The organism is Streptomyces sp. NPDC008086 (assembly GCF_042957325.1).
Lineage (GTDB): Bacteria > Actinomycetota > Actinomycetes > Streptomycetales > Streptomycetaceae > Streptomyces.
In genome coordinates, this window is record NZ_JBIBIA010000006.1 from 44,507 (window position 1) to 67,798 (window position 23,292).

Sequence of the window (23,292 nt, forward strand, 5' to 3'; positions counted from 1 at the left end):
ATCTGCTCCATAGCGCATGGAGACCGGAGGCATGTCGATCATCCTGACGGAGCAGGAGCCCGACTACCCTCCGGGCTTCCTCACCGTCGACATCGACTCCCCCGGCATGCTCGGCTTCCACTGACGCCGGACATACCGGGGGAGTCGCTCGCGGGCGTCAGGCGACCCGGCTGACCCGCTGGTTCGTCAGGTCGTACCGCGCGCCCACGACGGCCAGCTTGCCGGCGTCGACCATCGCGGCGAGGTCGGGCTCCGCGGCGAGGCGGGCGCGGACAGCCCGTACGTTGGCGTCGATGGTGGAGGCGATGCGGGCGTCGCCCTCCTTGGTGTGGTCGATGTTGGGGGCTATCTGGTCCGCGAGGTACTGGATGTGCGCCGGCAGCCGCTCACCGGTCTCGTCCGCCTTGACGGCGGCGGTCACGGCACCGCACGACTGGTGTCCCAGCACCACGATCAGCGGTGTCCCGAGCTCCAGCGGACCGTAGGCGATGCTGCCGAGAACCGCCTCGTCCAGGACCTCGCCGGCCGAGCGCACGACGAACAGGTCACCGAGGCCCTGGTCGAAGACCAGCTCCGGCGGGACCCGGGAGTCTATGCAGCCGAGGATGACGGCGAAGGGGTGCTGACCGGCCGTCAGGGCCTGCCGCACGGCGGGCGACTCGTCGGGGTGCCGCTCCCGGAAGGTGCGCCAGCGCTGGTTGCCCGCGGCGAGTTCACGCAGGGCCTCCTGGGGCGTACTCGGGCGGGGGCGCGAGGAAGGCGCGGGGGCCTTGGGGGTCGCGGCGGCGGGAACGGCGCCGAGGGCGGCCGTGGCCCCCAGCGCCGCGGTCCCGGTGAGCCCGAACCGCAGGAGTGCGCGGCGGGCGGGAGAAGGAAGGGCGAACCGCTTGGCTCTGTCAGAGTTCACGGACTGGAACGTACGCCCGAGATTCGAACCAGAATTTCACCTTGCTGAATCATGGACGGGTGCGGAGAAGTAATGATCGATCGATTGACCGTTCTTGACGATCCCCCGCGCCCGCCTTGACGTTGAACGGGCGAACGGCACCTCAGGGAGCGCTCAGGAAGCCGTCGGCGTCCAGTCGCCCAGCCAGTCCGCGACCTCCTGCCCGGCGGCCTGCGCGTCGGTCAGATGCGGCCGGTCCCCGCTCGCGCCCCCGGCTCCCGCGCCCGTGTTCTTGTACTCGGCGAAGCGGTCGTCCTTCCAGGAGAAGCCGCTCATGTCCGTCCAGGGCGTGGACCTGACCGCCGCGCTGAGGGTGGTGTTGCGGACCGTCGTCTGGGGGTCGAGGGTCGCGTCACCGCCCGCGTGCCAGGGGCGGCCCAGATAGAAGCTGGACGCGGAGACGTCGCCGTTCACGGCCGAGTTGGCGATCAGGATGCCCTTGCGGTTCGCGGCCGTGCTGGGGGCGGTGACATAGCCGGCCGACGTGCCGTCCCAGCGCTTCTTCAGGGTGATGACCGACCGGTCGATCACGGCCGACGCCCGGCCGAAGATGAAGTCGACGTTGCCGGTGACGTAGGAGTTCTTCATGTACACCCGGCCGAGCCGGTCCTTCGCGGCCGTGTCCAGCAGCAGGGTGTCCTGGTCGCCCTCGGTGATGATCCCGTCCAGGAACACCTTGTCGGCGGCGGTACGCAGGGCCACGGCCTGGTGGCCGCTCAGGTTCTGGTTCGCCCTCTCGTCGAAGTCGTTGGAGATCGTCAGGTTCCGGGCCTGGAAGTCGTCGGCCTCGACGGCGACGGTGGCGCTGCCCCCGGTGCCGTAGGTGCCGCCGCCCGGCTTGGGCGTCCCCGCCGCGTTGTTGTAGACGATCACCGTGTCCTTACGGCTGCCTCCGGTGCCCTGGATGGTGACGTGCGGCTTGTTGGACGGCACCTTGACGGTCTCCCGGTACGTACCCGGCTTGACGGCGATCACGACCCGGGAGGCGTTGTTCGCGGGTACGGCGTTCACGGCCGCCTGCACGGTCGAGTACTGCCCGCTGCCGTCCTTGGCGACGGTGAGGGTGGTGGCCGCCGCCTTGGCGTTGGCCGTCGTACCGATGGAACCGCGCGGCCCCGCACCGGACTTGAGGAGCGCCGGGACGTCGGCGGTCCTGTCGAGCGTGTAGCCGTAGAAGCTCTTCGGGTCGAAGGCCGTACCACCGCTCTCGTTGCGCCCGCTGGTGCCGACGAACGTGTTGCCCTTCTGCACCAGGGCGGCCGTGCCGTCCTTGGTGACGGGGTTGTTCATGCCCTGGAAGTAGGAGTTCTCCAGGACCATCTTGGTCCTGCCCCGGGAGTAGTTGCCGTACGAGGACTTGATGTCGGTCCCCGCCGCGTCCTCCAGGAAGTTGTTGTAGAGGTGCGCGTGGGCGGCGTTGTCGGTGGACGGGTTGCGCTGCTCGGTCTCGCGGATCCAGTTGTGGTGGATCGTGATGTCCGTCTTGACGTTCTCGGTCCAGCCGATGCCGAAGGTCTTGTTGTTCTGGCTCAGCTTGTTCCAGGACACGGTGACGTTCGTGCTGTCCTTGCGGACGTCGATGAGGCCGTCGGCCATGTGCCGCAGGTCGTTGTGGTCGATCCACACATGGTGGGCGCCGTCCATCTGGATCGCGTCGAAATCATGATCCTTGTCGTTCCAGATGCCCTGGTACGCGTCCCGGATGGTCAGGTTCCGGATGATGACGTTGTGGACCCCCTGGCCGAGGAAGAAGCCGCCGCCGACGATGTGCCCGGACGTCCCGGACCCGACGATGGTCTTGTCCGACTGGACCTTGATCTCTTTCCCGACCGGGCTCATGGTGATGGTCCCGGCGACGACGATGACGTACGGCTCGGCGGCCGTCGCGTACTTCTCCAGGTCGGCCTGCGTCCTGACGGTGACGATCTGTCCGTCCCGCCCGCCGTAAGTGCCGTTCTGGCCGAGGGAGTTGACGGAGGCGAAGCCGTCGGCGGTGGCGGTGGCCCAGGCGGGGGCGGCGGTCGCGGCGGCCGCCCGCTGCTGGGCGCCCGCTCCGAAGAGCCCGAGGTCCGTGCCGTAGGCGAGGGTGCCGGCGGCGGTCAGCGCCAACGGCACCCCGGCCGCCAGGGCCTTCCGCCCTCTGCGATGACGGGCCTTGCTGTGCTGCTCGCTCATGAGGCGATCCGTTCCGTGCGGGGGTGGTTGCTCCGAGGAGCGGTCGCCGCGACGCGCGGAAAGGTTGCCGGGGTGGGGGTGAGGGCCGGGGACGGAGCCTGCAGCGGCCTACGGCCGGGGCCGCGTCACTCCGTCGACTCCAGAATGCGGTCGAGTGTCCGGCGGCCCATCTGACTCATCGCCGGATTGCTCTCGACGTAGTACCAGACAAGACCCATCGCCTGTTCGAACGCCCAGGCCTTGCCGCGCTCCCACTCCAGGTCGTCACAGCCCAGCGCCCGCCGGAGCACGTCCCGCGGGCCCGGCTGCAACAGGTGCCAGGCACTGACCAGATCCAGCGCGGGGTCGGCCGGGCCGAAGCCGCCGGTGTCGAGTACGCCGCCGAGGCGGTCTCCCGCGACCAGTACGTTGCCGGGGATCAGGTCGCGATGGCTCATCACGTCGGCATCCGTGCGCGGCAGCTCCCGGAGCCGGCTCCACACCTTGCGCAGCCGGGGCACGTCGAGCAGCCCCTCACTCTCCTCGAAGCACTGCGCCATCCAGTCGTCGTGGTGCGTGAGGACGCCACCACGGCCCTCGCCGAGCCGCCCCAGCGTCTCGGCCTCCCGCAGGCCGGCGACAAGAGCCGCGAGGTCCTCGGCAAAGGCGTGTGACCCACTCGGGTCGGCATCCGAGGCGACCGTCCCCGGCAGCCATGTCTGGACCGACCACGGCATGGGGTAACCCGCTCCGGGCCCGCCGAGGGCGACGGGTTCCGGGGCGGGGAACCGGGACACCACCCGTGCCAGCTCCGCGCTCGCCCGGGCTTCCCGTTCCAGCACCGCCAGCGTGTCGTCGGCATCGGCCAGACGCAGGGGAAAACGCGCCGAGAGGTCGTCCCCGATGCGGAAGATGGCGTTGACCGTCCCGGTCGACGACAGCCGTCGGACCGGCTTGCCGCTCCACTCCGGGAACTGTTCCTGGACCAGGGTGGCGACGATGTCGACCGTCACGTCCACCTGGTCAACGTGCATCGTCATGCAGCCAGTATTCGTACGCCGAGGTCCGGATCAACCGAGATTTTCCGCGAGACCGGCCCGGCGCAGCAGCTTCAGCCAGTCGTCGTACTCCACCAACTCGTCGTCGACGAGGGCGATTCGCGCATACTCCGCCGTCGCCACCCGGTCCAGGAAGAACGCCTCCAGCCCCGGCGCGAGCCGCTCGAAGCGCTCCGCGTCGACCCACTCCCCGTGCTCGTCCGGGATACCGAGGACGCCGTCGCTCCCCGCGCGGTCGAGGAAGACCGGGGTGTCGTGGACCAGCCCGACACAGAACAGCTTCTCCGGGGACAGCTCCAGCGGCGAGTCGACCACCGGCCCGCAGTAGAACTGGTGCTCCTCGGCCTCCTCCAGCCCGAACAACTGCACGGACGGCCCGCAACTCGCCCCGTCCAGCACCCGGCAGAAGTCCAGGAACTCCCGCGGCACGCCCTCCGCCTCGGCGGCCGCCGCGGTCGCCTCGTCGATCGCCGCGCCCAGCGTGAAGTCGAGCAGATCCGTGCTCTCCGCCAGCGCCAGCCGCAGGGCGTCCACGGTCGCGATCAGACGGGCCGACCCCGGGTTCGCGCCTGTCACCTGTCCACCCCGCCCTCCGGGAGCCTGCCGATCTGCCGCAGGTTACGGGATACGCCGGCCTCGGCTGGTCGCGACGCGGAGTGCGTCGCCGAGTGACTCGACCGCCCTGGTCAGCGCGAAGCGCACCGCGCGCTCGCCCGCCTTGCTGTCGGCCAGGACGGCCCTGGCGCCGGCCAGCACCTGTTCCCCCGAGTCCAGTTGGGCCACCTCCATGTCGTCGGCGAGCCGGGAGAGCCTGCTGTGGTCGTGGTCGGCGCTGAGGTAGCAGGGTTTGCCGTCGGGGGTGGCCCAGGGGAGGAGGCGGAGTTCGTCGGGGGCGTTCATGCGGGGAGCTCCGCTTCGGTGCTGGGGCGTGGGGCGGTGTTGGTGCCGTAGGCGGCGGCCCAGTGGATACGACGGCGTTGCAGGATCCGTTCGCGCTCGCAGCGGCAGGGTTGGACGGGGTGGTGGGCTGGCGTGGTCAACGTCCTTGTGCGGGCCGGGGGTTGAGGCACGTCTGGCGCCCGGTGTCGACCTTGACTGGGAAGCAGTACACGTACGAGTGCGGTCAGTAGCGGTTTCACGAGTCGGGCGGTACGTTCGCGCATGCCGGTGCTCCTTGGGTTCTACGCGTCGGCCACGCCCCCGGGCCGAGTGCGAATCGGCCGCGGGGGTTTTGGCATGGCTGGGGTCTGACGAGCGGTGATTACCGTTCGTGCCCTGATCGTCACAGGTGCGGCGTACTCTGCGGAAGAGGTTTGGTGTTGTCTGGGGCGCCAGGCGACGGGGAGGGGTGACGTGGGCGAAGTTGTTGACGGGGAGCGGGAATCGGGACGGGCTGCGCTGGGTCGGACCCTGAAACTCCTCCGGGAGAAGGCAGGCAAGTCGCTGGGGCAGATGGCCGACGACACCGGGTACGACAAGAGCTACCTGAGTCGGCTGGAGTCGGGTGAGCGCCTGTCCAAGGTGGCTGTCATGGAGGACCTGGACAGCTATCACAGCTCGGGTGACCTGCTGGTTCGCCTGTGGCGTGACGCGCGCAAGGAGGTCGTGAAGGACAAGTACAAGAGGTTCATGGAGCTGGAAGCGACGGCCCGGCTCATGTGGATGTTCCAGCTGCGCGTGCCGGGCCTGTTGCAGACCGAGGACTATGCGCGGGCGGTGTTGTCAGGGTTGTCTGGAGCCCAGACAACGGCTGGCAACGGCGAAGAAGTCGAAGAGCAGGTGGCGTTGCGCATGGGACGGCAGGAGTTGCTGTACAGCGATCCGGCGCCGAGTCTCCGCGTGATCCTGGACGAAGGGGCGCTGCGGCGCCCGGTTCCTGATGCGAAGGTGTGGGCGGACCAGTTGTCCCACCTGCTGGAGGCCGCCGAACTGCCATTGGTCGCACTACAGGTGCTTCCGTTCACCGCTGGCGTGCACGACCTCATGAGCAGCGACCTCATCCTGCTGTGGCAGAGAGTCGGAGATCCCGTTGCCTATGTGGAGGGCAACGGCTTCGGCGAGCTCTTTGAGGATCCGGACAGGGTTATGGATTTTCGCTTGTCCTACGATCTGGTCAGGGACGCGGCTCTGCCTCCGGTGGAGTCGGCGGCGTTCATCAAACGCCTTCTGGAGGAGCACCGATCATGAATCGAACCCCCGACCTGAGCACCGCCGTGTGGCGCAAGTCTTCGTACAGCGACGGGGGAGCATCGAACTGCATCGAGGTCTCCGACGGCCACCCCGGCGTCGTCCCCGTCCGAGACAGCAAGGTCCCCGCAGGCCAGGTGCTGCTCTTCGCGGCGTCGTCCTGGTCCGCCTTCGTGCACGGCGTGAAGGAGACCGCGTGACCCCTGACCTCAGCACCGCCGTGTGGCGAAAGTCGTCCTACAGCTTCGGGGCAGCCAACGACTGCGTCGAGGTCGCCGACGGCCACCCCGGCCTCGTCCCCGTCCGCGACAGCAAGACCCCGACGACCCGCCCCTTGATCTTCTCGGCGTCGTCCTGGTCCGCCTTCACCGATGGCGTCAAGGCTCAGGCGGGTATGCCCACCGTCGGGTGAAGCGGGCGGGAAACCGGGACGGACAAGGGTTCGGGCCGGTCACGGTGGCGTCATGACAGAGAACACGATCACCGGCGCCGAGCTCGATCAAGGGCTGGACCCGCTGACCACCCCGCCCCCTCCGGCGGAGCCGGCTCGCGGACGCTCGGCGTGGGGACGGTGAGCGCGGTTATGGTCGTAGACACGACGCGTCGAAGGAGGACACCGATCATGGCTGCCCACGCGGAACCCGATCACGTCGTCTCTCCCATGCCCGAGCGGACGCCGAACGCGCTGCGCAGGGCCATCGTCGAGGACGCGCCCCAGCTCCTTCCTGACTTCGACAGGCACTGGAAGCGCGCGATTGCCGACACATACGACGTTGGCCCAGTGTCCGCTTTCATGGCTCGCTGGTGGTGTGAGTACGCGATTGCCCGTGATCCCGCCCTCGACGCTCACGTGAGAGATCTGCACCGCCGTGCCGCGGAAACCGCCGATTTCTCTGAGGCTCAGGCGCTCCTCGAAGAAGTGGCGAAGATCCGCTACAGCATGCGGGAACTGGAGCCTGGCGAGTGACCGGCGGGTTCATGGGGCCGCCTTGGCAGATGGACTGGCGGCTCGATGCCCTTGCCTACCGTGAGGCGCTGCCGGAGCACGTACGGAAGATGGTTGACGAGGGTCGCGCTGAGCTGGTCACGGCGAAAGATCCCTATTTCCGGGGGATCGATGGCGATGCCGAGCTCCCGGAAAGCATGAGCGTTGAACCGGTACGGTCCACGGACCCCAAGGGGCCGCGCATTCTGTACTTCGACAACTACAAGGGTTGGCTGATCTATACCTTTGATCCGCGCACTGAGGATCCGCAGATCGTGGTGGTAGAGATCTTCTGGCAGGTCTACGAACCTCCTACGGAACCTCCGGCGGAGCCGTAGGCGCCCCCGGCAACCGCACCGTGGCCACCGTCCCCCCGCCCTCCGCCCGCCCCAGCGTCACCTGACCGCCCGCCTGCTCGACCGTACGCGCCACGATCGACAGGCCCAGTCCCGAGCCCGGCAGGGCCCGGGCGCTCGGCGAACGCCAGAAGCGGTCGAAGACGTGGGGGAGTTCGTCGGCGGGGATGCCGGGGCCGTGGTCGCGGACGGTGAGGGTGCCGTCGTGAAGGGCGACCTCGATCGTGCTGCCCTCGGGGCTGAACTTCACCGCGTTGTCGAGGATGTTGACGACCGCGCGCTCCAGTGCCGCTGGTTCCGCGCGGACGTACCAGGGCTGGAGGTCGGCCGTGATCGTCAGTTCCGGGCCCCGGAGGCGGGCTCGGCGCAACGCCGACTCCACCGTGTCCTCCAGGGAGACCACCTGGACGCGTTCGCCGCGCTGGCCCTCCGAGCGGGACAGTTCCTGCAAGTCGCCGATCAGTGAGGCCAGTTCGGTCATCTGGGCCTTGACGGAGGCGAGGAGGGCCTTGCGGTCGGCCTCGGGGATCGGGCGGCCGGTCTCCTCGCTGCGGGTGAGGAGTTCGATGTTCGTACGCAACGACGTCAGCGGCGTACGGAGCTCGTGGCCGGCGTCGGCGATCAGCTGCTGTTGCATCTCGCGGGAGCTGGCCAGGGCCGACGTCATGGAGTTGAAGGACCGGGAGAGCCGGGCCACCTCGTCCTCGCTGTCGTCCTCGACCGGGATGCGGATGTTCAGGTCCTCGGTGCGGGCGACGTGTTCCACGGCGTCGGTGAGCTTGTCGACGGGACGCAGGCCCGCACGGGCGACCGCGAGGCCGGCGGCGCCGGCGCCGACGACTCCTACGCCGGAGACCAGGAGGAGGATGAGGGCGAGGTCGTTGAGGGTGGACTGGGTGCCCTCCAGTGACACCGCGATGCTGATGGCCACGTAGGTCTGCTCACCCGTGCCGGTGTTCTGGGCGGGCTGCGGCACGGTGATGACCCGTACCGGCGTACCGTCCACGGCCGTGCCGTTGTGGATGACACCGGGGCGGCTGAGACCGGCCTTGATCACGTCCTTGTCGGCCTGGGTGACCTTGATCGCGCCGATCGAGTCGTCGGTCACGCAGGGGGTCCCGTCGGACTTCACGACCTGGGTGTACAGATTCCTGAAGGGCCTTGAGGTCTGCGGTGTGTCCGTGCAGTTGGCGAGCGCGTTCTGCAGCTCCACCCACTGACCGGGCTTCATCCGCGCGGCCTGCTCCAGGTCGTCGTTGACCTGCTCGTACAGCTTCCCCTGCACCAGGAACCAACACGTCACCGAAACCGCCGCCACCGCGAACGCCACGGCCGCCGCCACCAGCAGGGCCAGCCGCGAGCGGATCGGGAGCGAGCGGTACCGGCGCAGAACCCTGTTCACTCCGCCCCGCCCTGCCGCAGCACATACCCCACGCCCCGAACCGTGTGCACGAGCCGCGGCTCGCCGCCCGCCTCGGTCTTGCGGCGCAGGTACATGACGTACACGTCCAGCGAGTTCGACGACGGCTCGAAGTCGAAGCCCCAGACCGCCTTGAGGATCTGCTCACGGGTCAGCACCTGGCGCGGATGCGCCATGAACATCTCCAGCAGCGTGAACTCCGTACGGGTCAGCTCCACCGGCCGCCCACCCCGCGTGACCTCCCGTGTCGCGAGGTCCATGCGCAGGTCGGCGAAGGTCAGCGCCTCGTCGTCCGCCACCGCGCCCGCATCGGCCGCCGCCGCGTACGAGCTGCGGCGCAGCAGCGCGCGGACCCGGGCGAAGAGCTCGTCCAGTTCGAAGGGCTTGACCAGGTAGTCGTCGGCCCCGGCGTCCAGCCCGGTGACGCGGTCGCCGACCGTGTCGCGGGCCGTCAGCATGAGGATCGGTGTCGTGTCCCCGGCACCGCGGATGCGGCGGGCGGCGGTCAGGCCGTCCATGCGGGGCATCTGGATGTCCAGGACCACCAGGTCGGGCCGGTAGGCCGTCGCCTTCTCCAGGGCGTCGGCGCCGTCGACCGCGACCTCGGTGTCGTATCCCTCGAAGGCGAGGCTGCGCTGGAGTGCTTCACGCACCGCGGGCTCGTCGTCGACGATCAGGATGCGCTGGGGGTCACGGTCGCCATCGGCGGGGCTCATGGGCTCGGGATCCTCGGGGGTGCGGTGGACGGGGGCTGAGCGGCTGAACGCCTTCAGCCTCGCATGCTTCTCGGTCTGCTCGGTCTGCTCGGCCTCGCGGCAATGGAGGGCCTCGCGGCCGCTCAGGCCGCCCGCCGTGCCGTACGGCGACGGCTGCGGGCCGCTGCGGTCCGGCGTCCCGCGCTGCTGCGGACGGTCGCCAGCTCCGGCGCCCGGGACGAGGCCGTGGGCGCGTGCAGGGCGCCGGCGACGGCCAGGGCGAGGGCGATGTCGGCCGCGCCGGCACCGGTCGCGGTGTGCTCAACCTGCTGGATCATGACGTACTCCTTCAGCTGGGGGCGCTACGACGTCAGGTCTGCGAACCCGACCGCAGCTTCGCCAGGTCGGCCTTGACGGTGTTGATCGGGATCGCGAAGCCGAGGCCCACGCTGCCCGCGTCGGACGAACCCGAGCCGGCGGCCGAGTACATCGCGGAGTTGATGCCGATGATGTTGCCGTTCATGTCGATCAGCGCGCCGCCGGAGTTGCCGGGGTTCAGGGACGCGTCCGTCTGGATCGCCTTGTACGTCGTCGTCGACGACCCGGTGTCGCCGTTGAACTGCTGGCCACCGAACTCGAACGGCCAACCGCCGCCGCCCTGCTGCTGTTGCTGCTGACCCTGGCTCTCGTCCGTCGAGACGGTCACGTCACGGTTGAGCGCGGACACGATGCCGCTGGTGACGGTGCCGGTCAGGCCCTCGGGGGAGCCGATCGCCACGACCTCGTCGCCGACCTGGACGCCGGCGGAGTCGCCGAGCGTGGCCACCGTCAGCCCGGAGGCGTTCTGGAGCTTGATCAGCGCGAGGTCCTTGCTGCTGTCTGTGCCGACGACCTCGGCGGTGTACTCCTTGCCGTCGCTGGTCTTCACCTTGACCGAGGTGGCGCCGGAGACGACGTGGTTGTTGGTGACGATTTCGCCGTCACCGGTGATGATCACGCCGGAGCCGGTGGAGGACCCGGCGTTCGAGGTCGCGTTGATCTCGACGATGCTCGGGCTGACCGCCTTGGCGACCCCGGAGACCGTGCCCTTCTGACTGGAGGGGACGACGTTGGTGCTGGTGGAGCTGGTGGTCGCGACGGTGTCGTGGCCGGTCAGCTCCTGTATGCCGTACGCCGTGCCGCCCCCGATCGCGGCGGCGACGATCGCCACGGCGGCGATCAGGGCGACGGGACCACGGGGCCGCCGCCGCGCCCTCGGTCGCTGGGCGACGGGCTCGGAGAGCAGAGCGGTCGGTGCCGTCGGCTGGTACGACGGCGGGGGCGGCCACTCCGGGTTCACGGGAGCGCCCTGGTACGGGTTGTCGTGTTCGCCGCTGCGGCGGAAGCTCTCGGTCATGGAAATGAGCTTCTCGCCCGACCATGAGAGCTTCCTGAGCACCGCCTGAGAAGCCCGGCAGAAGGCCGTATGCCCGATGTAAAGGCCGTTCAGGGCGGCTGGCTGAGACTTCTCAGAAAGGCTTCATGCAGCCAACCAAGGGGCGCGGGGCTGTATCAATATGCGGCTCCGCCGCGTGGGCGCGAGCAACCACACACCACCGTCAGACGAATGACGGCTCAACCAGCGGAGCGCTACGCGCACCCACACGACCGCCGCGCGACAAGCCTCGACGGAAACACCTTCAACCGCTCCCGCCGAGACCCCGCCACCCGCAACCCGTCATCCAGCACGAGATCCACCGCTGCCCGGGCCATGGCCGACCGGTCCGACGCGATCGTCGTCAGCGGCGGATCCGTCAACGCCGCCTCCTTGATGTCGTCGAACCCGGCGACAGCCAACTCCCCCGGCACATCCAGCCGCAGCTCCCGCGCGGCCCGCAGCACACCGATGGCCTGGTCGTCCGTCGAGCAGAAGATCGCGGGCGGTCGCCTGGGCCCGGAGAGGATCTCCAGCGCTATCCGGTACGCGTCGTACCGGTTGTACGGCGCCTCGAACAGCCGCCCCTCCGTGGGCACTCCGGCCTCGGACATCGCACGCCGCCACCCCTCGACGTGGTCGGAGACCGGGTCACCGACCGCCGGCGTCTCCGCGGTGCCACCCATACAGGCGACGTACTCGTAGCCGTGCTCCAGCAGATGCCGTACGGCGAGCTGCGCGCCGCCCAGGTCGTCGGTGACGACGGCGACGTCGTCGATGGCCTCGGGCCGCTCGTGCAGCAGGACGACCCGGGCGTCCCAGGCCTCGATCTCGGCGGCGGCCAGGTCGTTCAGGGCGTGCGAGACGAGGATGAGTCCGGAGACGCGCATGCCGAGGAACGCCCGCAGGTAGTGGACCTCGCGCTCGCCGACGTAGTCGGAGTTGCCGACGAGGACCATCTTTCCGCGCTCGGCGGCGGCCCACTCGACCGCGTGTGCCATCTCGCCGAAGAAGGGCTGGCGGGCGTCCGGCACGATCAGGCCTATGAGATCCGTGCGCCGCGAGGCCATGGCCTGGGCGACCCGGTCGGGCCGGTACCCCAGTTCCTTGATCGCGGCGAGGACACGCTCGCGCGTGGCCGGGGCGACCGGCCGGGGTCCGTTGTTGATGACGTAACTGACGACGGCAGTGGATGTCCCTGCCAGCCGCGCCACGTCATCCCGAGTCACCTTGGCCACGCGCGGAGTCTACGCGGATGGACCTGCTCTGGGCAGGGCGTGAAGGCGCTTGCCTGGCGCCGGGCCGTCACTCTCCCGTACGCACGCGACGCCCCGCGCGCCCTGCCCGGGCGCCGGCTAGGCGTCGGCACGGACCTCGGCGCCGTCCAGGGCGGCCGTCTCGTCCGCATCCGCCGATTTTGCCCGGTCAGCATTGGCCTTGGCTTCGTCGGCGGCGCGCTCGACCTTCTCGGGAGTAACGAATCGATAACCGACGTTCCGGACGGTTCCGATGAGCGACTCGTGCTCGGGGCCGAGCTTGGCGCGCAGCCGTCGTACGTGGACGTCGACCGTCCGGGTGCCGCCGAAGTAGTCGTAGCCCCAGACCTCCTGGAGCAGCTGCGCGCGCGTGAAGACGCGGCCCGGGTGCTGGGCGAGGTACTTGAGGAGCTCGAACTCCTTGAAGGTCAGGTCGAGGACGCGCCCCTTGAGCTTGGCGCTGTACGTCGCCTCGTCCACCGACAGGTCGCCGTTGCGGATCTCCATGGGGGAGTCGTCGCTGACGATCTGCTGCCGGCCCATGGCCAGCCGCAGCCGCGCCTCGACCTCGGCCGGACCGGCGGTGTCGAGGAGCACGTCGTCGATGCCCCAGTCGGCGGTGACGGCGGCGAGGCCGCCCTCGGTGACGACGAGGACGAGCGGACAGCCAGGTCCGGTCGAGCGCAGCAGCTGGCACAGGCTGCGCACCTGCGGGAGGTCGCGGCGGCCGTCGATCAGGATGACGTCGGCACCTGGGGTGTCGACGAGTGCCGGGCCTTCCGCCGGAGCCACGCGCACGTTGTGCAGCAGCAGGCCGAGTGCCGGGAGCACCTCCGTCGACGGCTGGAGGGCATTGGTCAGGAGCAGCAGAGAACTCATACGTCTGGTTCCTCCTCGGTCCCTGCGAGGACGTGTGCGGTACGGAACTGCTCTGCGATCCCGAAGGCCCCGTACACCTGCGGTTTCCCGCGCCGTATACAACGCTTCCGAAAGCACAAAAGGACCCGGGGGCTACGCTGCCCGAGTCCTCTGCCCAGCAGAATAGCCGACATGAGCGACAGTCCGGCAGGTCATGTGGCACGATCCACGGTTCGTCCGCACTCTGAGACAACCAGACCTACACCTTTGCGGACGTTTCTGCACACCGACGACGGCGTGAGCGTCGATTCCGTATACGACCCGGCCACGGTTGTATACGACTCCTCGCGTCCATCTGCCGGTGAACTGGTGTTCGTCGTCGCCCATGGCTTCACGGGCGATGTGGATCGGCCGCATGTACGACGGGTGGTGGAGGCCTTCACGCGGTACGGGGCCGTCGTCACCTTCTCCTTCCGCGGGCACGGCGCCTCCGGTGGCCGTTCGACGGTCGGGGACCGCGAGGTGCTCGACCTGGCGGCCGCGGTGCGCTGGGCCCGCGAGCTCGGGCACACGCGCGTGGTGACCGTCGGCTTCTCCATGGGCGGCTCGGTGGTGCTGCGGCACGCGGCGCTGTACCGGGCTGACGGGGAGGAGCGTGAGGGGAGCGCGGGGGCGCATACGGACGCGGTGGTCTCCGTGAGTGCGCCGGCTCGCTGGTACTACCGGGGCACGGCTCCCATGCGGAAACTCCACTGGCTGGTGACCCGGCCCGAGGGCCGGCTGGTGGGGCGCTACGGATTCCGTACGCGCATTCACCACCGGGAGTGGAACCCGGTGCCGCTCTCCCCGGTGGAGGCGGTCCCGAGGATCGCACCCACCCCCTTGCTCATCGTCCACGGCGACCGCGACGGCTACTTCCCCCTCGACCACCCCCGCATGCTGGCCGAGGCGGCCGGTGACCACGGGGAACTCTGGCTGGAGCCCGGCATGGGCCACGCCGAGCACGCGGCCGACGACAAACTGCTGGCCCGCATCGGGGACTGGGCCGGCGCACAGGGCGGCTAGCCTGACGGGGTACACAGCCGAACGACAGAGGAACCGCATGCCAAAGGTCACGGTGCGCTACTGGGCCGCCGCGAAGGCCGCGGCCGGGATCGCCGAGGAGCCGTTCGACGCGGCCACGCTCGCCGAGGCGCTCGACGCCGCCCGCGAGCGACACCCCGGTGAACTCGTGCGCGTCCTGCAGCGATGCTCCTTCCTCGTCGACGGTGACCCCGTGGGCACCCGCGGACATGAGACGGTACGGCTGGCCGACGGCGGCACGGTCGAGGTGCTCCCGCCGTTCGCAGGAGGGTGACGATGACCGACCAGCCGTATCAGGGGTACGACGGGTACGACCCGTACCAGCAGCCCGCGCCGCAGCAGGGGTGGCCCGGGCAGCAGGCGTACGACGACCAGCAGGCCGCCCAGCAGCACACCCAGCAGTGGCAGGGGCAGACCTGGGAGACCCAGGTGCAGCCGCCGGCCTCCGCCGCGGAGACGGCCTATCTGCCGTCGCAGGGCGCGGGTGTGCCGACCACGGGCGCGTACGCGGGGTACGGCGAGACCGGGCAGGGGTGGGGTGGCGCACCGCAGGGCCAGGCCCAGGGCCACCCGCATGGCCAGGCTCACCCACAGGGCCAGGCTCACCCGCACGCCCAAGGCCACCCGCACGCCCAGGCCCAGGCCTACGTCCGGGCCCAGCCCGGTCACCCTCAGCCGCAGGCCTACGCCCAGCAGGCCCCTGCCTCTGCCCCGGCCGCCCCTGCTCAGCGCTCCCACCCGGAAAGGGAGCCCGAGTCGGGGGAGGAGTCCGGGTACGGTCCCGCGACCGTCGCCGGGAACTCCCGCGTCACGGACGCCCAGCGGGCCCGGCTGGAGGGCCGTTCGCCGATCATCGAGCCGGGGATCCAGCCGGCCGGGCTCACGGCGCTGCTGGGGCTGCTGCTCTCGGGCGCGGCGGCCATCGGGTCGTACGCCCTTCTCGTCCCGCTCGTCGTCCTCCAGGCCGTGACGGCGGCGGGCTGGTTCCGGCTGAACGGCATGTGGCCCGCCCGGCAGGGCATCGCGCTGGCCTTCGCGGGGGCGCTGACCGCGGACGTGGCGTTGCTGGTGGCCGACCGTGCTCCGGCGGCGATCCTCGGCACGCTGGGGGTCTGGGTGCTGCTGACGCTGGTCCTGCAGCTGCGCTCGCACGCCGACCCGGACGAGCGGATGTACGGGCTGATGGCGACGGTGGTCTCGGCGGCGCTGGCGATCGTCGCGGGTGGCTATCTCGCGGCCGACGCGGACGCGGTGACCGTGGGGGCGGTGGCGGTCGCCGTCGCGGTACTGGTGCGCGCGCTGCCGTTGCCGACCGTGGCCTCCGTGGCGGCGGCTCTGCTCGCGGGGGCCGGTGCGGGGGGTGTGGCCGGTGCCATGGCCGGGGTGTCCGGTGGGGTGCTGCTCGGGGCCGGGGCCGCGGTGTGCGCGCTGGTCGGGCACCGGGTGGCCAGCTACGACTATCCGTCGAGGTTCGTGCACTTCACCGCGGGGGTCGCGCTGCCGTTGGCGGCCGCGGCGCCGGCGGTGTACGTACTGGGCCGCGCGCTGGCCTGACCGCCTTTGCCTCGCCCCCGCCGCCCCTACCCGTCCCATCCTTCTGGGGCTCCGCCCCAGACCCCGCTCCTCAAACGCCGGAGGGGCTGGATCTTTCAGCCCGTCCGGCGTTTGAGGACGAGGCCCGCAGGGCCGACAGCGGGGGGTCTGGGGGCGCAGCCCCCAGGGACGGGACGGGTAGGGGCGGCGAGGGCGAGGAAGATGCCCTGCTGTCACAGGTGATCGACAATTCGCCGGGTCACGCCTTCCGCGGAGTTACGCTCGTCCTCGTTGACGACTCTGAGGTGGGGGAACACCACAACATGCGAGCCCTGCGGATACTGCTGATAACCGTCGTGATCCTGGGTGGCCTCTTCGTGCTGGCCGACCGGCTCGCCGTGGGGTTCGCCGAGGACGAGGCGGCCGGAAAGCTGCAGAACTCCGAGAACCTCGCCGCCGCGCCGGACGTGTCCATCAAGGGCTTCCCCTTCCTCACCCAGGTCGCGAGCGGTTCGCTGGACGACGTCGAGGTCGGGATCAAGGACTACGAGGCCGCCACCGGCACCGACGGCAAGACGATCCGGATCGACGACCTCACGGCGAACATGAAGGGCGTCGAGTTCTCCGGCGACTACAGCTCCGCCACCGCGGCCACCGCCACCGGCACCGCGTCCATCACCTACGCCGAGCTGTTGAAGGCCGCCAAGTCCGAGCCCACCGAGGTAGCGCCCGGCGTCACCGCCAACGTCATCGGCCTGTCGGACGGCGGCAACGGCAAGATCAAGGTCGCCGTGGAGGCCACCGTCCTCGGCACCAAGCTGCCGAACCCCGTCTACGTCCTGAGCTCGGTCACCACCGAGGGCGACACCGTGAAGGTGCACGCCGACACCCTGCCCAGCTTCGGCGGCACCGACATCGCCGAGAACCGCGCCCGCGCGATCACCGACTTCGAGCAGAAGATCGACGGTCTGCCCGGCGGCATCCAGCTCGACAAGGTCCAGGCGGCGAAGAACGGCGTCGAGATCACGGTGCGGGGTTCGAACGTCCGGCTCGCGGGGTAGTACGACAGCGACCGCGAGGGGCCGGGGGCCAGGGGCCTCCTGGGCCTCCCTGTCCAATGGGCGAGACGGCGCCGTCCGTGCCGCAGCTGTGACCGCCGATACATCCGCCCGCAAGCCGTGCGGCACCGGGCCTGAGGACTTCTCCATCCCGCATCGCGGACAATCTCGTCTCAGAATACGACACACCGGTGACACGCCCGCATGTCCGTCCCTACGATCGAGCCCATGAAGCGACAGGCGGATCTCACGAAGCGGCGGGCAGTAGACCTCTGCCGCGTTGCCGCCATGCTCTGTCGCCCCTTCTGAGCGGAAGCTCCGACTTCTGCGTTTCCCCGCTGCCCTGACCAGGGCACAGGTGCGTCGTCTCGCCCGAGCACGCACCCCCTCGCACTCGCACGCCCCGCCGCAACTGCCCCGGAGGAGAGAAGAGCATGAGCCGCAGCGACGTCCTCGTCGACGCCGACTGGGTCCAGGAGAACCTGGACAACCCCGGCATCGCGATCGTGGAGGTGGACGAAGACACGTCCGCCTACGAGAAGAACCACATCAGGAACGCGATCCGCATCGACTGGACCAAGGACCTCCAGGACCCGGTCCGCCGCGACTTCGTCGACCAGGAGGGCTTCGAGAAGCTCCTGTCGGCCAAGGGCATCGCCAACGACACGCTGGTGATCCTCTACGGCGGCAACAACAACTGGTTCGCGTCGTACGCCTACTGGTACTTCAAGCTCTACGGCCACGAGAACGTCAAGCTTCTCGACGGCGGCCGCAAGAAGTGGGAACTGGACGCCCGCGAGCTGGTCGAGGAGGTCCCGGAGCGCGCCGAGACCGTCTACAAGGCCAAGCCGCAGAACACGGCCATCCGTGCCTTCCGTGACGACGTCGTCGCCGCGATCGGCTCGCAGAACCTGGTCGACGTCCGTTCGCCCGACGAGTTCAGCGGCAAGCTGCTCGCCCCGGCGCACCTCCCGCAGGAGCAGTCGCAGCGCCCGGGCCACGTCCCGTCCGCGCGCAACATCCCGTGGTCGAAGAACGCCAACGACGACGGCACCTTCAAGTCGGACGACGAGCTCAAGGAGCTCTACGCCGAGGAGCAGGTCGACCTGGCGAAGGACACCATCGCCTACTGCCGTATCGGTGAGCGCTCCGCGCTGACGTGGTTCGTGCTGCACGAGCTGCTCGGTGTGGAGAACGTCAAGAACTACGACGGCTCCTGGACCGAGTACGGCTCGCTCGTCGGCGTTCCGATCGAGCTCGGCGCCAACAAGTAAGCAACCTCTTCCATCCCGACCGGCCTTCGTTTCCGGTCAGACCCCTCTTGGAGAAAGACATGTGTGGAGCGAAGGCCGGCGGCCCCGACGCCTCGACGATCAAGCCCGGTGAGACCACGATCCAGGGCCAGGTGACGAAGGACGGCGAGCCCGTGGTCGGTTACGTCCGACTGCTGGACTCGACCGGCGAGTTCACCGCGGAGGTCCCCACCTCCGCCACGGGCCAGTTCCGCTTCTACGCGGCCGAGGGCACCTGGACCGTACGCGCGCTGGTCCCCGGCGCCACCGCCGACCGCACGGTCGTCGCCCAGCAGGGCGGCCTGGCCGAGGTGGCCATCGCGGTCTGAGCGACACCCTGATCGGTCGAAGGGCCGTACCCCGTGGGTTGGACGCCTGGGGTACGGCCCTTCGGTCTGTGCGGACCTACTCTGGACCTATGTACGCACGGCGACGTCACGTCTACTTCGCCATGATGGGGACGTGCATCACGCTCTTCGTCCTGGCCTGGGGCGTCGTGCGCCTCTGGTCGGTGCCGGTGGCGGTGGGCATGTGTGTGGTGGCCATGGTCATCCCGCCGCTGGCCGCGATGGTCGCCAACCGGCGGGGGCCGGAGGACCGCTGGTGGGACGACCCCTCCGGGGACCCGCAGTCCGACGAGTGGTGGGACGAGCTGGACGGCAAGAAGCGGCCCCGATAGGTACGGGCCCTGTGCGCCTCGGCTCGTCTCAGTAGACGAGCGCCTGCGTCTCGTCGCCGAGTGCCTCCTGCACGAACACCTGCGCTCCCGCGATCCGTACGCCCTCGAGGACGTCCTTCTCCGTGATGTCCCGGCGGGCCGCGCACTGGGTGCACAGGGTGAGGCGGCCGCTCGCGAGGATCGCGTCGATCAGGTCGGGGAGCGGGGCCGCGTGCGGGAGCTCGAACTCCGCGGCGCGGCCCGGCAGGGCGAACCACGCGGACTCGCCGGTCAGCCATACGGAGACGTCGACTCCGCTGGCCACGGCCACCGCCGCGACCGTGAACGCCTGTGAGCAGCGTTCAGGGGCATCGGCCCCCGCCGTCACCTTGATCACCAGCTTCTTCGCCATGGCCGAATCGTAATCAACTCCCTTACAACCCGATGCGTTGGCCATGGGTCTCCTGTGCGCGCGCATACGGAATGCGCACTTCACGTTCCGTGGGGGAGACGTCTTGGACGTACCTGAAGAAATGGATGTGCCCGAAGGGGCGGGGGACGCCGCGCCCGGCCCGCTGCCGGAGGCCGAGCCTCGGCCTCGGCCCCGTGGGCGTACGGCGCTGCTGATCGCCGGGGCCGTCGTGCTCGGGCTCGTCGCCGGGACCTGTGCCGGTTACCTCGTGCAGGCCGAGCGCCGGCCCACGAAGCTGCCGCCCCTCTCCCAGCCCGTGGTCGAGCGGGCCGAGGGCGTGGCCGAGCCGCTGTCCGCCGCCGAGGACCGCCGGGTCAGGACCGACGGTGATCTGCGCGAGCTGCTGCTCAAGCGGCCCAAGGGTGCGCGGGATCCCCTGATCCCGGCAGGCAGCGACGGCTGGCTGGACCTCGCCGGCTATGCGGATGGCTACGAGGAGCCGGGCGAGATGTTCAGTGACCTCGTCGACGACGAGTTCCGTCGTGCCGCCGTCGCGAGCTGGCGCGTGGGCACGACCCACAACGTCGAGATCGAGCTGGCGCAGTTCCGCCAGGAGGAGGCCCTGGCGGCCGGCACCCACGCCGAGACCGCGTACTACTGGGCCGAGGAGAAGTCCGACACCCGCAGCTGGCCCATCCCCGGCACGGGCGACGGCATGGCGTACGTGCACGACACCCCGGAGCAGAACGCCGGCTATCTCCCGGTGTACTCGGCCGAGGCCCACGCCTGGCGCGGCGACATCGTGATGCACGTCTGGGTCTTCGACACCAAGCCGATCTCCAAGGAGAAGATCATGGATCTCGCCGAGCGGCAGATGGAGCGGCTGTGACCGAGACACCTGAGAGCCCTCAGAACGCCGAGAACGCCGAGAACGCCGAGGGTTCCGAGAACCGGCAGAGCGCTGAGACGGCCGAGAGCCCCGCGAGCCCCCAGCCCTCCAGGCCGAAGCGGTCGCGTCTGGCCGCGCTCGCCGGGGCCGTCCTGCTGGTCGGTGCCGTCGTCGCCGGTGCCGGCTACACCGTGGTCACCGTCCAGGACGCCGACCGCGCCCCGGGCCGGCCGACCTGGAAGTTCTCCGAGCCGTCAGCGGCCGCAGGCAAGGCGGAGGAGACGGCGAAGGCGGTGCCGGGACTGCGCGGGCTGCTGCTGCCGTACGGGGAGAACAGCTACACCCGTGGCCCCGACCTCGGAGAGTTCGGGCCCGACGCCGAGCTCAGCGGCCGTCAGGCCACCGCCCTGCGCAAGGAGGCGCTCAAGGACCTGCCCCGCACCCAGCGCCGGCAGCTGGAGAAGGAGATCGACAGGCAGGGCGTCAAGAGCATGGTGATGCGCAGCTACGTCTACGCGACCCGCCGTGCGATCAACTTCGGCGAGGCGTTCACCGTGAGCGTCGCCGTCGCGCGGATGGAGAGCCGCGCCGCCGCACGGGACATCGTGACGTCCCAGAACGAGTTCTTCTCCGCCCTCGGCGTCTTCCGCAAGGGGCCGAAGATCGACGGCCACAAGAACGCCAAGTGCTTCCTGTCACCCAAGGGCGAGGACCAGCAGCTCGACCGGGTGTTCTGCGCGGCCTACTCGGGAGACGTGCTGATCACCTTCACGGCTGAGGGCAGCCGACCGGTCGACATGGCCGGCATCGGGGTGTTCGTCACCCGACAGCTCGACCGTATCGACGAACCGGGGAAGGCCGTATGACCGAGCACCAGCAGCCCATGACGACGGCGCCCGGGACGACGGCGCCCGTGACCGACGCCGACATACGGCCGCAACCGGACGTCGAGCAGGCCGTCCCCCCTGTTCCACCAGTGCCCCCAGCTCCCGCTGCCAAGAAGGACCGCCGTGTCCTGCGCGCCGTCCTGCGCTGGACCGCGGCCGTCGTCGTCTTCGCCGCCGTCGGCGCCTCCACCGCGTACGGCATCACGCGCCTGGACCGCACGGAGGTGCCCGGTCTCGCGACCGAGACGGACGGGCGCTGGACGTACCCGGAGATCACCAAGCCGCCGCTGCCGGCCGGCAGCCCGGAGCCGTTCGCCGAGGAGAACCCGGCCTCCCTCCACCACGCGGACCTGCGCGAGCTGCTGCTGCCGGCGCCCACGGGCGCCCAGGCGGACAAGGCGCTGAGCGGGCGCGACGGCTGGCTGGCGACGAAGGACTTCCTGGCGGCGTACGAAAAGGAGGAGGACCGGGACGACCTCCGCCAGCTGCTCACCGACCACGCCCTGCGGCACGTCGCGGCCCGCGGCTGGACCACGCCGGACGGCACGCACACCCGGATCTACCTGCTGCAGTTCGAGACCGGCCAGGTGGCCGACGTGCTCCAGCAGGACCACCTCACCGACTACGACTCGCCCACCTACGCGCTGCGCGGTGCCGAGCAGGCGCAGACGGACGACGACTTCCCCACCGACGCCGAGGTCGTCGAGGTACGGCACTACGCCTACGTCGAGGCCAAGCCGTACGGCGCCGAGCAGGTCCGGCAGGCGTACCTGGTCTCGGGCGACGTACTGGGGCTGGTCGTGCAGTCCCGCAAGGGCGCTGCCGCGGCCGTCCCCTTCCAGCAGACGGTCGTGCTCCAGAGCCAGCTGCTCGGCTGAGCCCGCGAGGGCGTACCTCACACGGAGGGCCCGGCCCCGGCCGCGTAAGCTGGGGCCCGGTCCTGTGTACGCAAGCATTCCCCGCGCTCAATCGAGGAGCACCCCGTGGAGATCTTCTTCGAAGCCCTGCTGGTCCTGGTCTGCGTCGGCGTTCTCGCCTTCGCCGGTCTGACCGTGAAGAAGCTGTACCAGGGCCAGCGCTGACCCACACCTAGGAACTTCCCCTCATGATCGAGATCCCGTCCGACCTCCACAAGGACCTCGTCCCCCTCGCCTTCCTGCTCGGCAACTGGGCGGGCGCGGGCGTGCACGACTTCCCCGGCTCCGAGAAGTGCAACTTCGGGCAGGAGGTCGCCTTCACACACGACGGCCGGGACTTCCTGGAGTACCGCTCGCACACCTGGGTGCTGGACAACGACGGCAACAAGGTGAAGCCGCTGGAGTCCGAGCACGGCTTCTGGCGCATCGACGCCGACCGCAAGGTCGAGGTCACGATGGTCCGCCACGACGGCGTCGTCGAGGTCTGGTACGGCGAGCTCGCCGACAAGAAGCCCCAGATCGACCTGGTCACGGACGCGGTGGCCCGCACGGCCGCCTCCGGCCCCTACACCGGCGGCAAGCGCCTGTACGGCTACGTCAAGAGCGACCTGATGTGGGTCGGCGAGAAGCAGACCCCCGAGGTCGAGCTGCGCCCCTACATGTCGGCGCACCTGAAGAAGGTCGTCACCCCGGAGGAGGTCGAGCGCTGGGCCAAGGCCCTGCCGGACGATATGCCGGACGACGGCATCGCCTTCTTCAAGTAGGAAGCCGGCCGAGTGGCTCTAGACTTTCCGGTGTGGTGAGCACCGACTGGAAGAGCGACCTCAGGCAGCGCGGCTACCGGCTGACGCCGCAGCGTCAGCTTGTCCTCGAAGCCGTGGACACCCTTGAGCACGCGACCCCCGACGACATCCTCGTGGAAGTGAGGAAGACGGCGTCGGGGGTCAACATTTCCACCGTGTACCGGACCCTGGAGCTCCTGGAGGAACTCGGGCTGGTCAGCCACGCCCACCTCGGGCACGGTGCGCCGACGTACCACCTCGCCGACCGCCACCACCACCTCCACCTGGTCTGCCGGGACTGCGAGAACGTCATCGAGGCGGACGTCCAGGTGGCCGCCGAGTTCACCGCCAAGCTGAGCCGGACCTTCGGTTTCGAGACCGACATGAAGCACTTCGCGATCTTCGGCCGCTGCAAGGACTGCTCCCTGAAGAGTTCAACTACCGAGTCGTAG

Annotated in this window: 30 protein-coding genes; 18 read left to right on the forward strand and 12 right to left on the reverse strand. The window is 69.8% G+C overall.

The features are described 5' to 3' along the window. Positions 1-157 precede the first annotated feature (157 nt). From ACFZBP_RS21455 to ACFZBP_RS21475, 5 genes are all read right to left on the reverse strand, one after another. On the reverse strand, positions 158-907 hold the full coding sequence (locus tag ACFZBP_RS21455; protein ID WP_391415218.1) for a carbonic anhydrase: 750 nt from the start codon (positions 905-907) through the stop codon (positions 158-160). 153 nt (positions 908-1,060) lie between these two features. Then, positions 1,061-3,121, reverse strand: coding sequence for a pectinesterase family protein (locus tag ACFZBP_RS21460; RefSeq protein WP_391415220.1), 2,061 nt, complete (start codon positions 3,119-3,121; stop codon positions 1,061-1,063). Positions 3,122-3,246: 125 nt separating this feature from the next. Beyond that, on the reverse strand, positions 3,247-4,140 hold the full coding sequence (locus ACFZBP_RS21465; RefSeq protein WP_391415222.1) for a phosphotransferase: 894 nt from the start codon (positions 4,138-4,140) through the stop codon (positions 3,247-3,249). A gap of 30 nt (positions 4,141-4,170) precedes the next feature. Beyond that, positions 4,171-4,734 carry a hypothetical protein gene (locus ACFZBP_RS21470; protein WP_391415224.1) on the reverse strand — a complete coding sequence of 188 codons (564 nt, stop codon included), beginning with the start codon at positions 4,732-4,734 and terminating at the stop codon, positions 4,171-4,173. A 42-nt stretch (positions 4,735-4,776) separates the two neighbouring features. Continuing rightward, entirely contained in the window at positions 4,777-5,058 is a 282-nt protein-coding gene (locus ACFZBP_RS21475) for a hypothetical protein (protein ID WP_391415226.1), read from the reverse strand. Between the two features lie 453 nt (positions 5,059-5,511). Between ACFZBP_RS21475 and ACFZBP_RS21480 the strand changes: the two genes are divergently transcribed. The 5 genes from ACFZBP_RS21480 to ACFZBP_RS21500 all read left to right on the forward strand — a co-directional run bounded on the left by ACFZBP_RS21480 (position 5,512) and on the right by ACFZBP_RS21500 (position 7,668). Then, positions 5,512-6,345, forward strand: coding sequence for a Scr1 family TA system antitoxin-like transcriptional regulator (locus tag ACFZBP_RS21480; RefSeq protein ID WP_391415229.1), 834 nt, complete (start codon positions 5,512-5,514; stop codon positions 6,343-6,345). Beyond that, positions 6,342-6,545 carry a DUF397 domain-containing protein gene (locus tag ACFZBP_RS21485; protein ID WP_391415231.1) on the forward strand — a complete coding sequence of 68 codons (204 nt, stop codon included), beginning with the start codon at positions 6,342-6,344 and terminating at the stop codon, positions 6,543-6,545. The genes ACFZBP_RS21480 and ACFZBP_RS21485 overlap by 4 nt, the downstream gene beginning before the upstream one ends. Beyond that, positions 6,542-6,757, forward strand: coding sequence for a DUF397 domain-containing protein (locus ACFZBP_RS21490; protein ID WP_391415233.1), 216 nt, complete (start codon positions 6,542-6,544; stop codon positions 6,755-6,757). The genes ACFZBP_RS21485 and ACFZBP_RS21490 overlap by 4 nt, the downstream gene beginning before the upstream one ends. 210 nt (positions 6,758-6,967) lie before the next feature. After that, positions 6,968-7,312, forward strand: a complete 345-nt coding sequence (locus ACFZBP_RS21495; RefSeq protein WP_391415235.1) for a DUF6247 family protein — start codon at positions 6,968-6,970, stop codon at positions 7,310-7,312. Further along, positions 7,309-7,668, forward strand: coding sequence for a hypothetical protein (locus ACFZBP_RS21500; protein ID WP_391415237.1), 360 nt, complete (start codon positions 7,309-7,311; stop codon positions 7,666-7,668). The genes ACFZBP_RS21495 and ACFZBP_RS21500 overlap by 4 nt, the downstream gene beginning before the upstream one ends. Here the strand turns inward: ACFZBP_RS21500 and ACFZBP_RS21505 are convergent. The 6 genes from ACFZBP_RS21505 to ACFZBP_RS21530 form a co-directional block, all read right to left on the reverse strand. Beyond that, complete coding sequence (locus tag ACFZBP_RS21505) at positions 7,643-9,088, reverse strand: ATP-binding protein (protein ID WP_391415239.1); 1,446 nt, start codon at positions 9,086-9,088, stop codon at positions 7,643-7,645. The two genes, ACFZBP_RS21500 and ACFZBP_RS21505, sit on opposite strands and share 26 nt — an antisense overlap. Continuing rightward, positions 9,085-9,822: a response regulator gene (locus tag ACFZBP_RS21510; RefSeq protein ID WP_391415241.1), complete on the reverse strand. Its 738-nt coding sequence runs from the start codon at positions 9,820-9,822 to the stop codon at positions 9,085-9,087. Before ACFZBP_RS21510 ends, ACFZBP_RS21505 begins: the two co-directional genes overlap by 4 nt. 122 nt (positions 9,823-9,944) lie before the next feature. Next, a complete protein-coding gene (locus ACFZBP_RS21515) occupies positions 9,945-10,139 on the reverse strand; it encodes a hypothetical protein (protein WP_391415243.1) in 195 nt (64 codons plus the stop codon). A 32-nt stretch (positions 10,140-10,171) separates the two neighbouring features. Next, the gene (locus tag ACFZBP_RS21520) at positions 10,172-11,197 is read right to left on the reverse strand and encodes a trypsin-like peptidase domain-containing protein (RefSeq protein WP_391415245.1); all 1,026 of its coding nucleotides are present in this window, start codon (positions 11,195-11,197) and stop codon (positions 10,172-10,174) included. Between the two features lie 233 nt (positions 11,198-11,430). Further along, positions 11,431-12,453, reverse strand: coding sequence for a LacI family DNA-binding transcriptional regulator (locus ACFZBP_RS21525; protein ID WP_383457346.1), 1,023 nt, complete (start codon positions 12,451-12,453; stop codon positions 11,431-11,433). A 117-nt stretch (positions 12,454-12,570) separates the two neighbouring features. Beyond that, positions 12,571-13,350 (reverse strand): winged helix-turn-helix domain-containing protein, encoded by a 780-nt coding sequence (locus ACFZBP_RS21530; RefSeq protein ID WP_391415247.1) that lies wholly within the window; start codon positions 13,348-13,350, stop codon positions 12,571-12,573. A gap of 171 nt (positions 13,351-13,521) precedes the next feature. Between ACFZBP_RS21530 and ACFZBP_RS21535 the strand changes: the two genes are divergently transcribed. From ACFZBP_RS21535 to ACFZBP_RS21570, 8 genes are all read left to right on the forward strand, one after another. Continuing rightward, positions 13,522-14,394 (forward strand): alpha/beta fold hydrolase, encoded by an 873-nt coding sequence (locus ACFZBP_RS21535; RefSeq protein ID WP_391415249.1) that lies wholly within the window; start codon positions 13,522-13,524, stop codon positions 14,392-14,394. Positions 14,395-14,431: 37 nt separating this feature from the next. Beyond that, on the forward strand, positions 14,432-14,686 hold the full coding sequence (locus tag ACFZBP_RS21540) for a MoaD/ThiS family protein (protein ID WP_123990158.1): 255 nt from the start codon (positions 14,432-14,434) through the stop codon (positions 14,684-14,686). A gap of 2 nt (positions 14,687-14,688) precedes the next feature. Continuing rightward, positions 14,689-15,966, forward strand: a complete 1,278-nt coding sequence (locus tag ACFZBP_RS21545; RefSeq protein WP_391415251.1) for a hypothetical protein — start codon at positions 14,689-14,691, stop codon at positions 15,964-15,966. Positions 15,967-16,268: 302 nt separating this feature from the next. After that, a complete protein-coding gene (locus ACFZBP_RS21550; RefSeq protein WP_391415253.1) occupies positions 16,269-17,006 on the forward strand; it encodes an LmeA family phospholipid-binding protein in 738 nt (245 codons plus the stop codon). Between the two features lie 225 nt (positions 17,007-17,231). Then, a complete protein-coding gene (locus ACFZBP_RS21555) occupies positions 17,232-17,312 on the forward strand; it encodes an Ms5788A family Cys-rich leader peptide (protein WP_350751515.1) in 81 nt (26 codons plus the stop codon). Positions 17,313-17,437: 125 nt separating this feature from the next. After that, a complete protein-coding gene (locus ACFZBP_RS21560) occupies positions 17,438-18,277 on the forward strand; it encodes a sulfurtransferase (RefSeq protein ID WP_383457361.1) in 840 nt (279 codons plus the stop codon). Positions 18,278-18,336: 59 nt separating this feature from the next. Then, complete coding sequence (locus tag ACFZBP_RS21565) at positions 18,337-18,624, forward strand: DUF1416 domain-containing protein (RefSeq protein ID WP_003991226.1); 288 nt, start codon at positions 18,337-18,339, stop codon at positions 18,622-18,624. An 89-nt stretch (positions 18,625-18,713) separates the two neighbouring features. After that, on the forward strand, positions 18,714-18,974 hold the full coding sequence (locus tag ACFZBP_RS21570) for a DUF3099 domain-containing protein (RefSeq protein WP_383457364.1): 261 nt from the start codon (positions 18,714-18,716) through the stop codon (positions 18,972-18,974). Positions 18,975-19,002: 28 nt separating this feature from the next. On the opposite strand, the gene ACFZBP_RS21575 is transcribed toward ACFZBP_RS21570, so the two are convergent. Next, positions 19,003-19,365 (reverse strand): DsrE family protein, encoded by a 363-nt coding sequence (locus tag ACFZBP_RS21575; RefSeq protein WP_383457367.1) that lies wholly within the window; start codon positions 19,363-19,365, stop codon positions 19,003-19,005. Between the two features lie 103 nt (positions 19,366-19,468). Here ACFZBP_RS21575 and ACFZBP_RS21580 point away from each other — a divergent pair, with 103 nt between their 5' ends. The 5 genes from ACFZBP_RS21580 to ACFZBP_RS21600 all read left to right on the forward strand — a co-directional run bounded on the left by ACFZBP_RS21580 (position 19,469) and on the right by ACFZBP_RS21600 (position 23,292). Next, a complete protein-coding gene (locus ACFZBP_RS21580; protein WP_383457370.1) occupies positions 19,469-20,254 on the forward strand; it encodes a hypothetical protein in 786 nt (261 codons plus the stop codon). Beyond that, complete coding sequence (locus tag ACFZBP_RS21585; protein WP_391415256.1) at positions 20,251-21,120, forward strand: hypothetical protein; 870 nt, start codon at positions 20,251-20,253, stop codon at positions 21,118-21,120. Before ACFZBP_RS21580 ends, ACFZBP_RS21585 begins: the two co-directional genes overlap by 4 nt. Further along, entirely contained in the window at positions 21,117-22,019 is a 903-nt protein-coding gene (locus ACFZBP_RS21590; protein WP_391415258.1) for a hypothetical protein, read from the forward strand. The genes ACFZBP_RS21585 and ACFZBP_RS21590 overlap by 4 nt, the downstream gene beginning before the upstream one ends. Before the next feature lie 227 nt (positions 22,020-22,246). Beyond that, entirely contained in the window at positions 22,247-22,822 is a 576-nt protein-coding gene (locus ACFZBP_RS21595) for an FABP family protein (RefSeq protein ID WP_383457383.1), read from the forward strand. A 32-nt stretch (positions 22,823-22,854) separates the two neighbouring features. Next, positions 22,855-23,292 (forward strand): Fur family transcriptional regulator, encoded by a 438-nt coding sequence (locus ACFZBP_RS21600; protein ID WP_217205547.1) that lies wholly within the window; start codon positions 22,855-22,857, stop codon positions 23,290-23,292.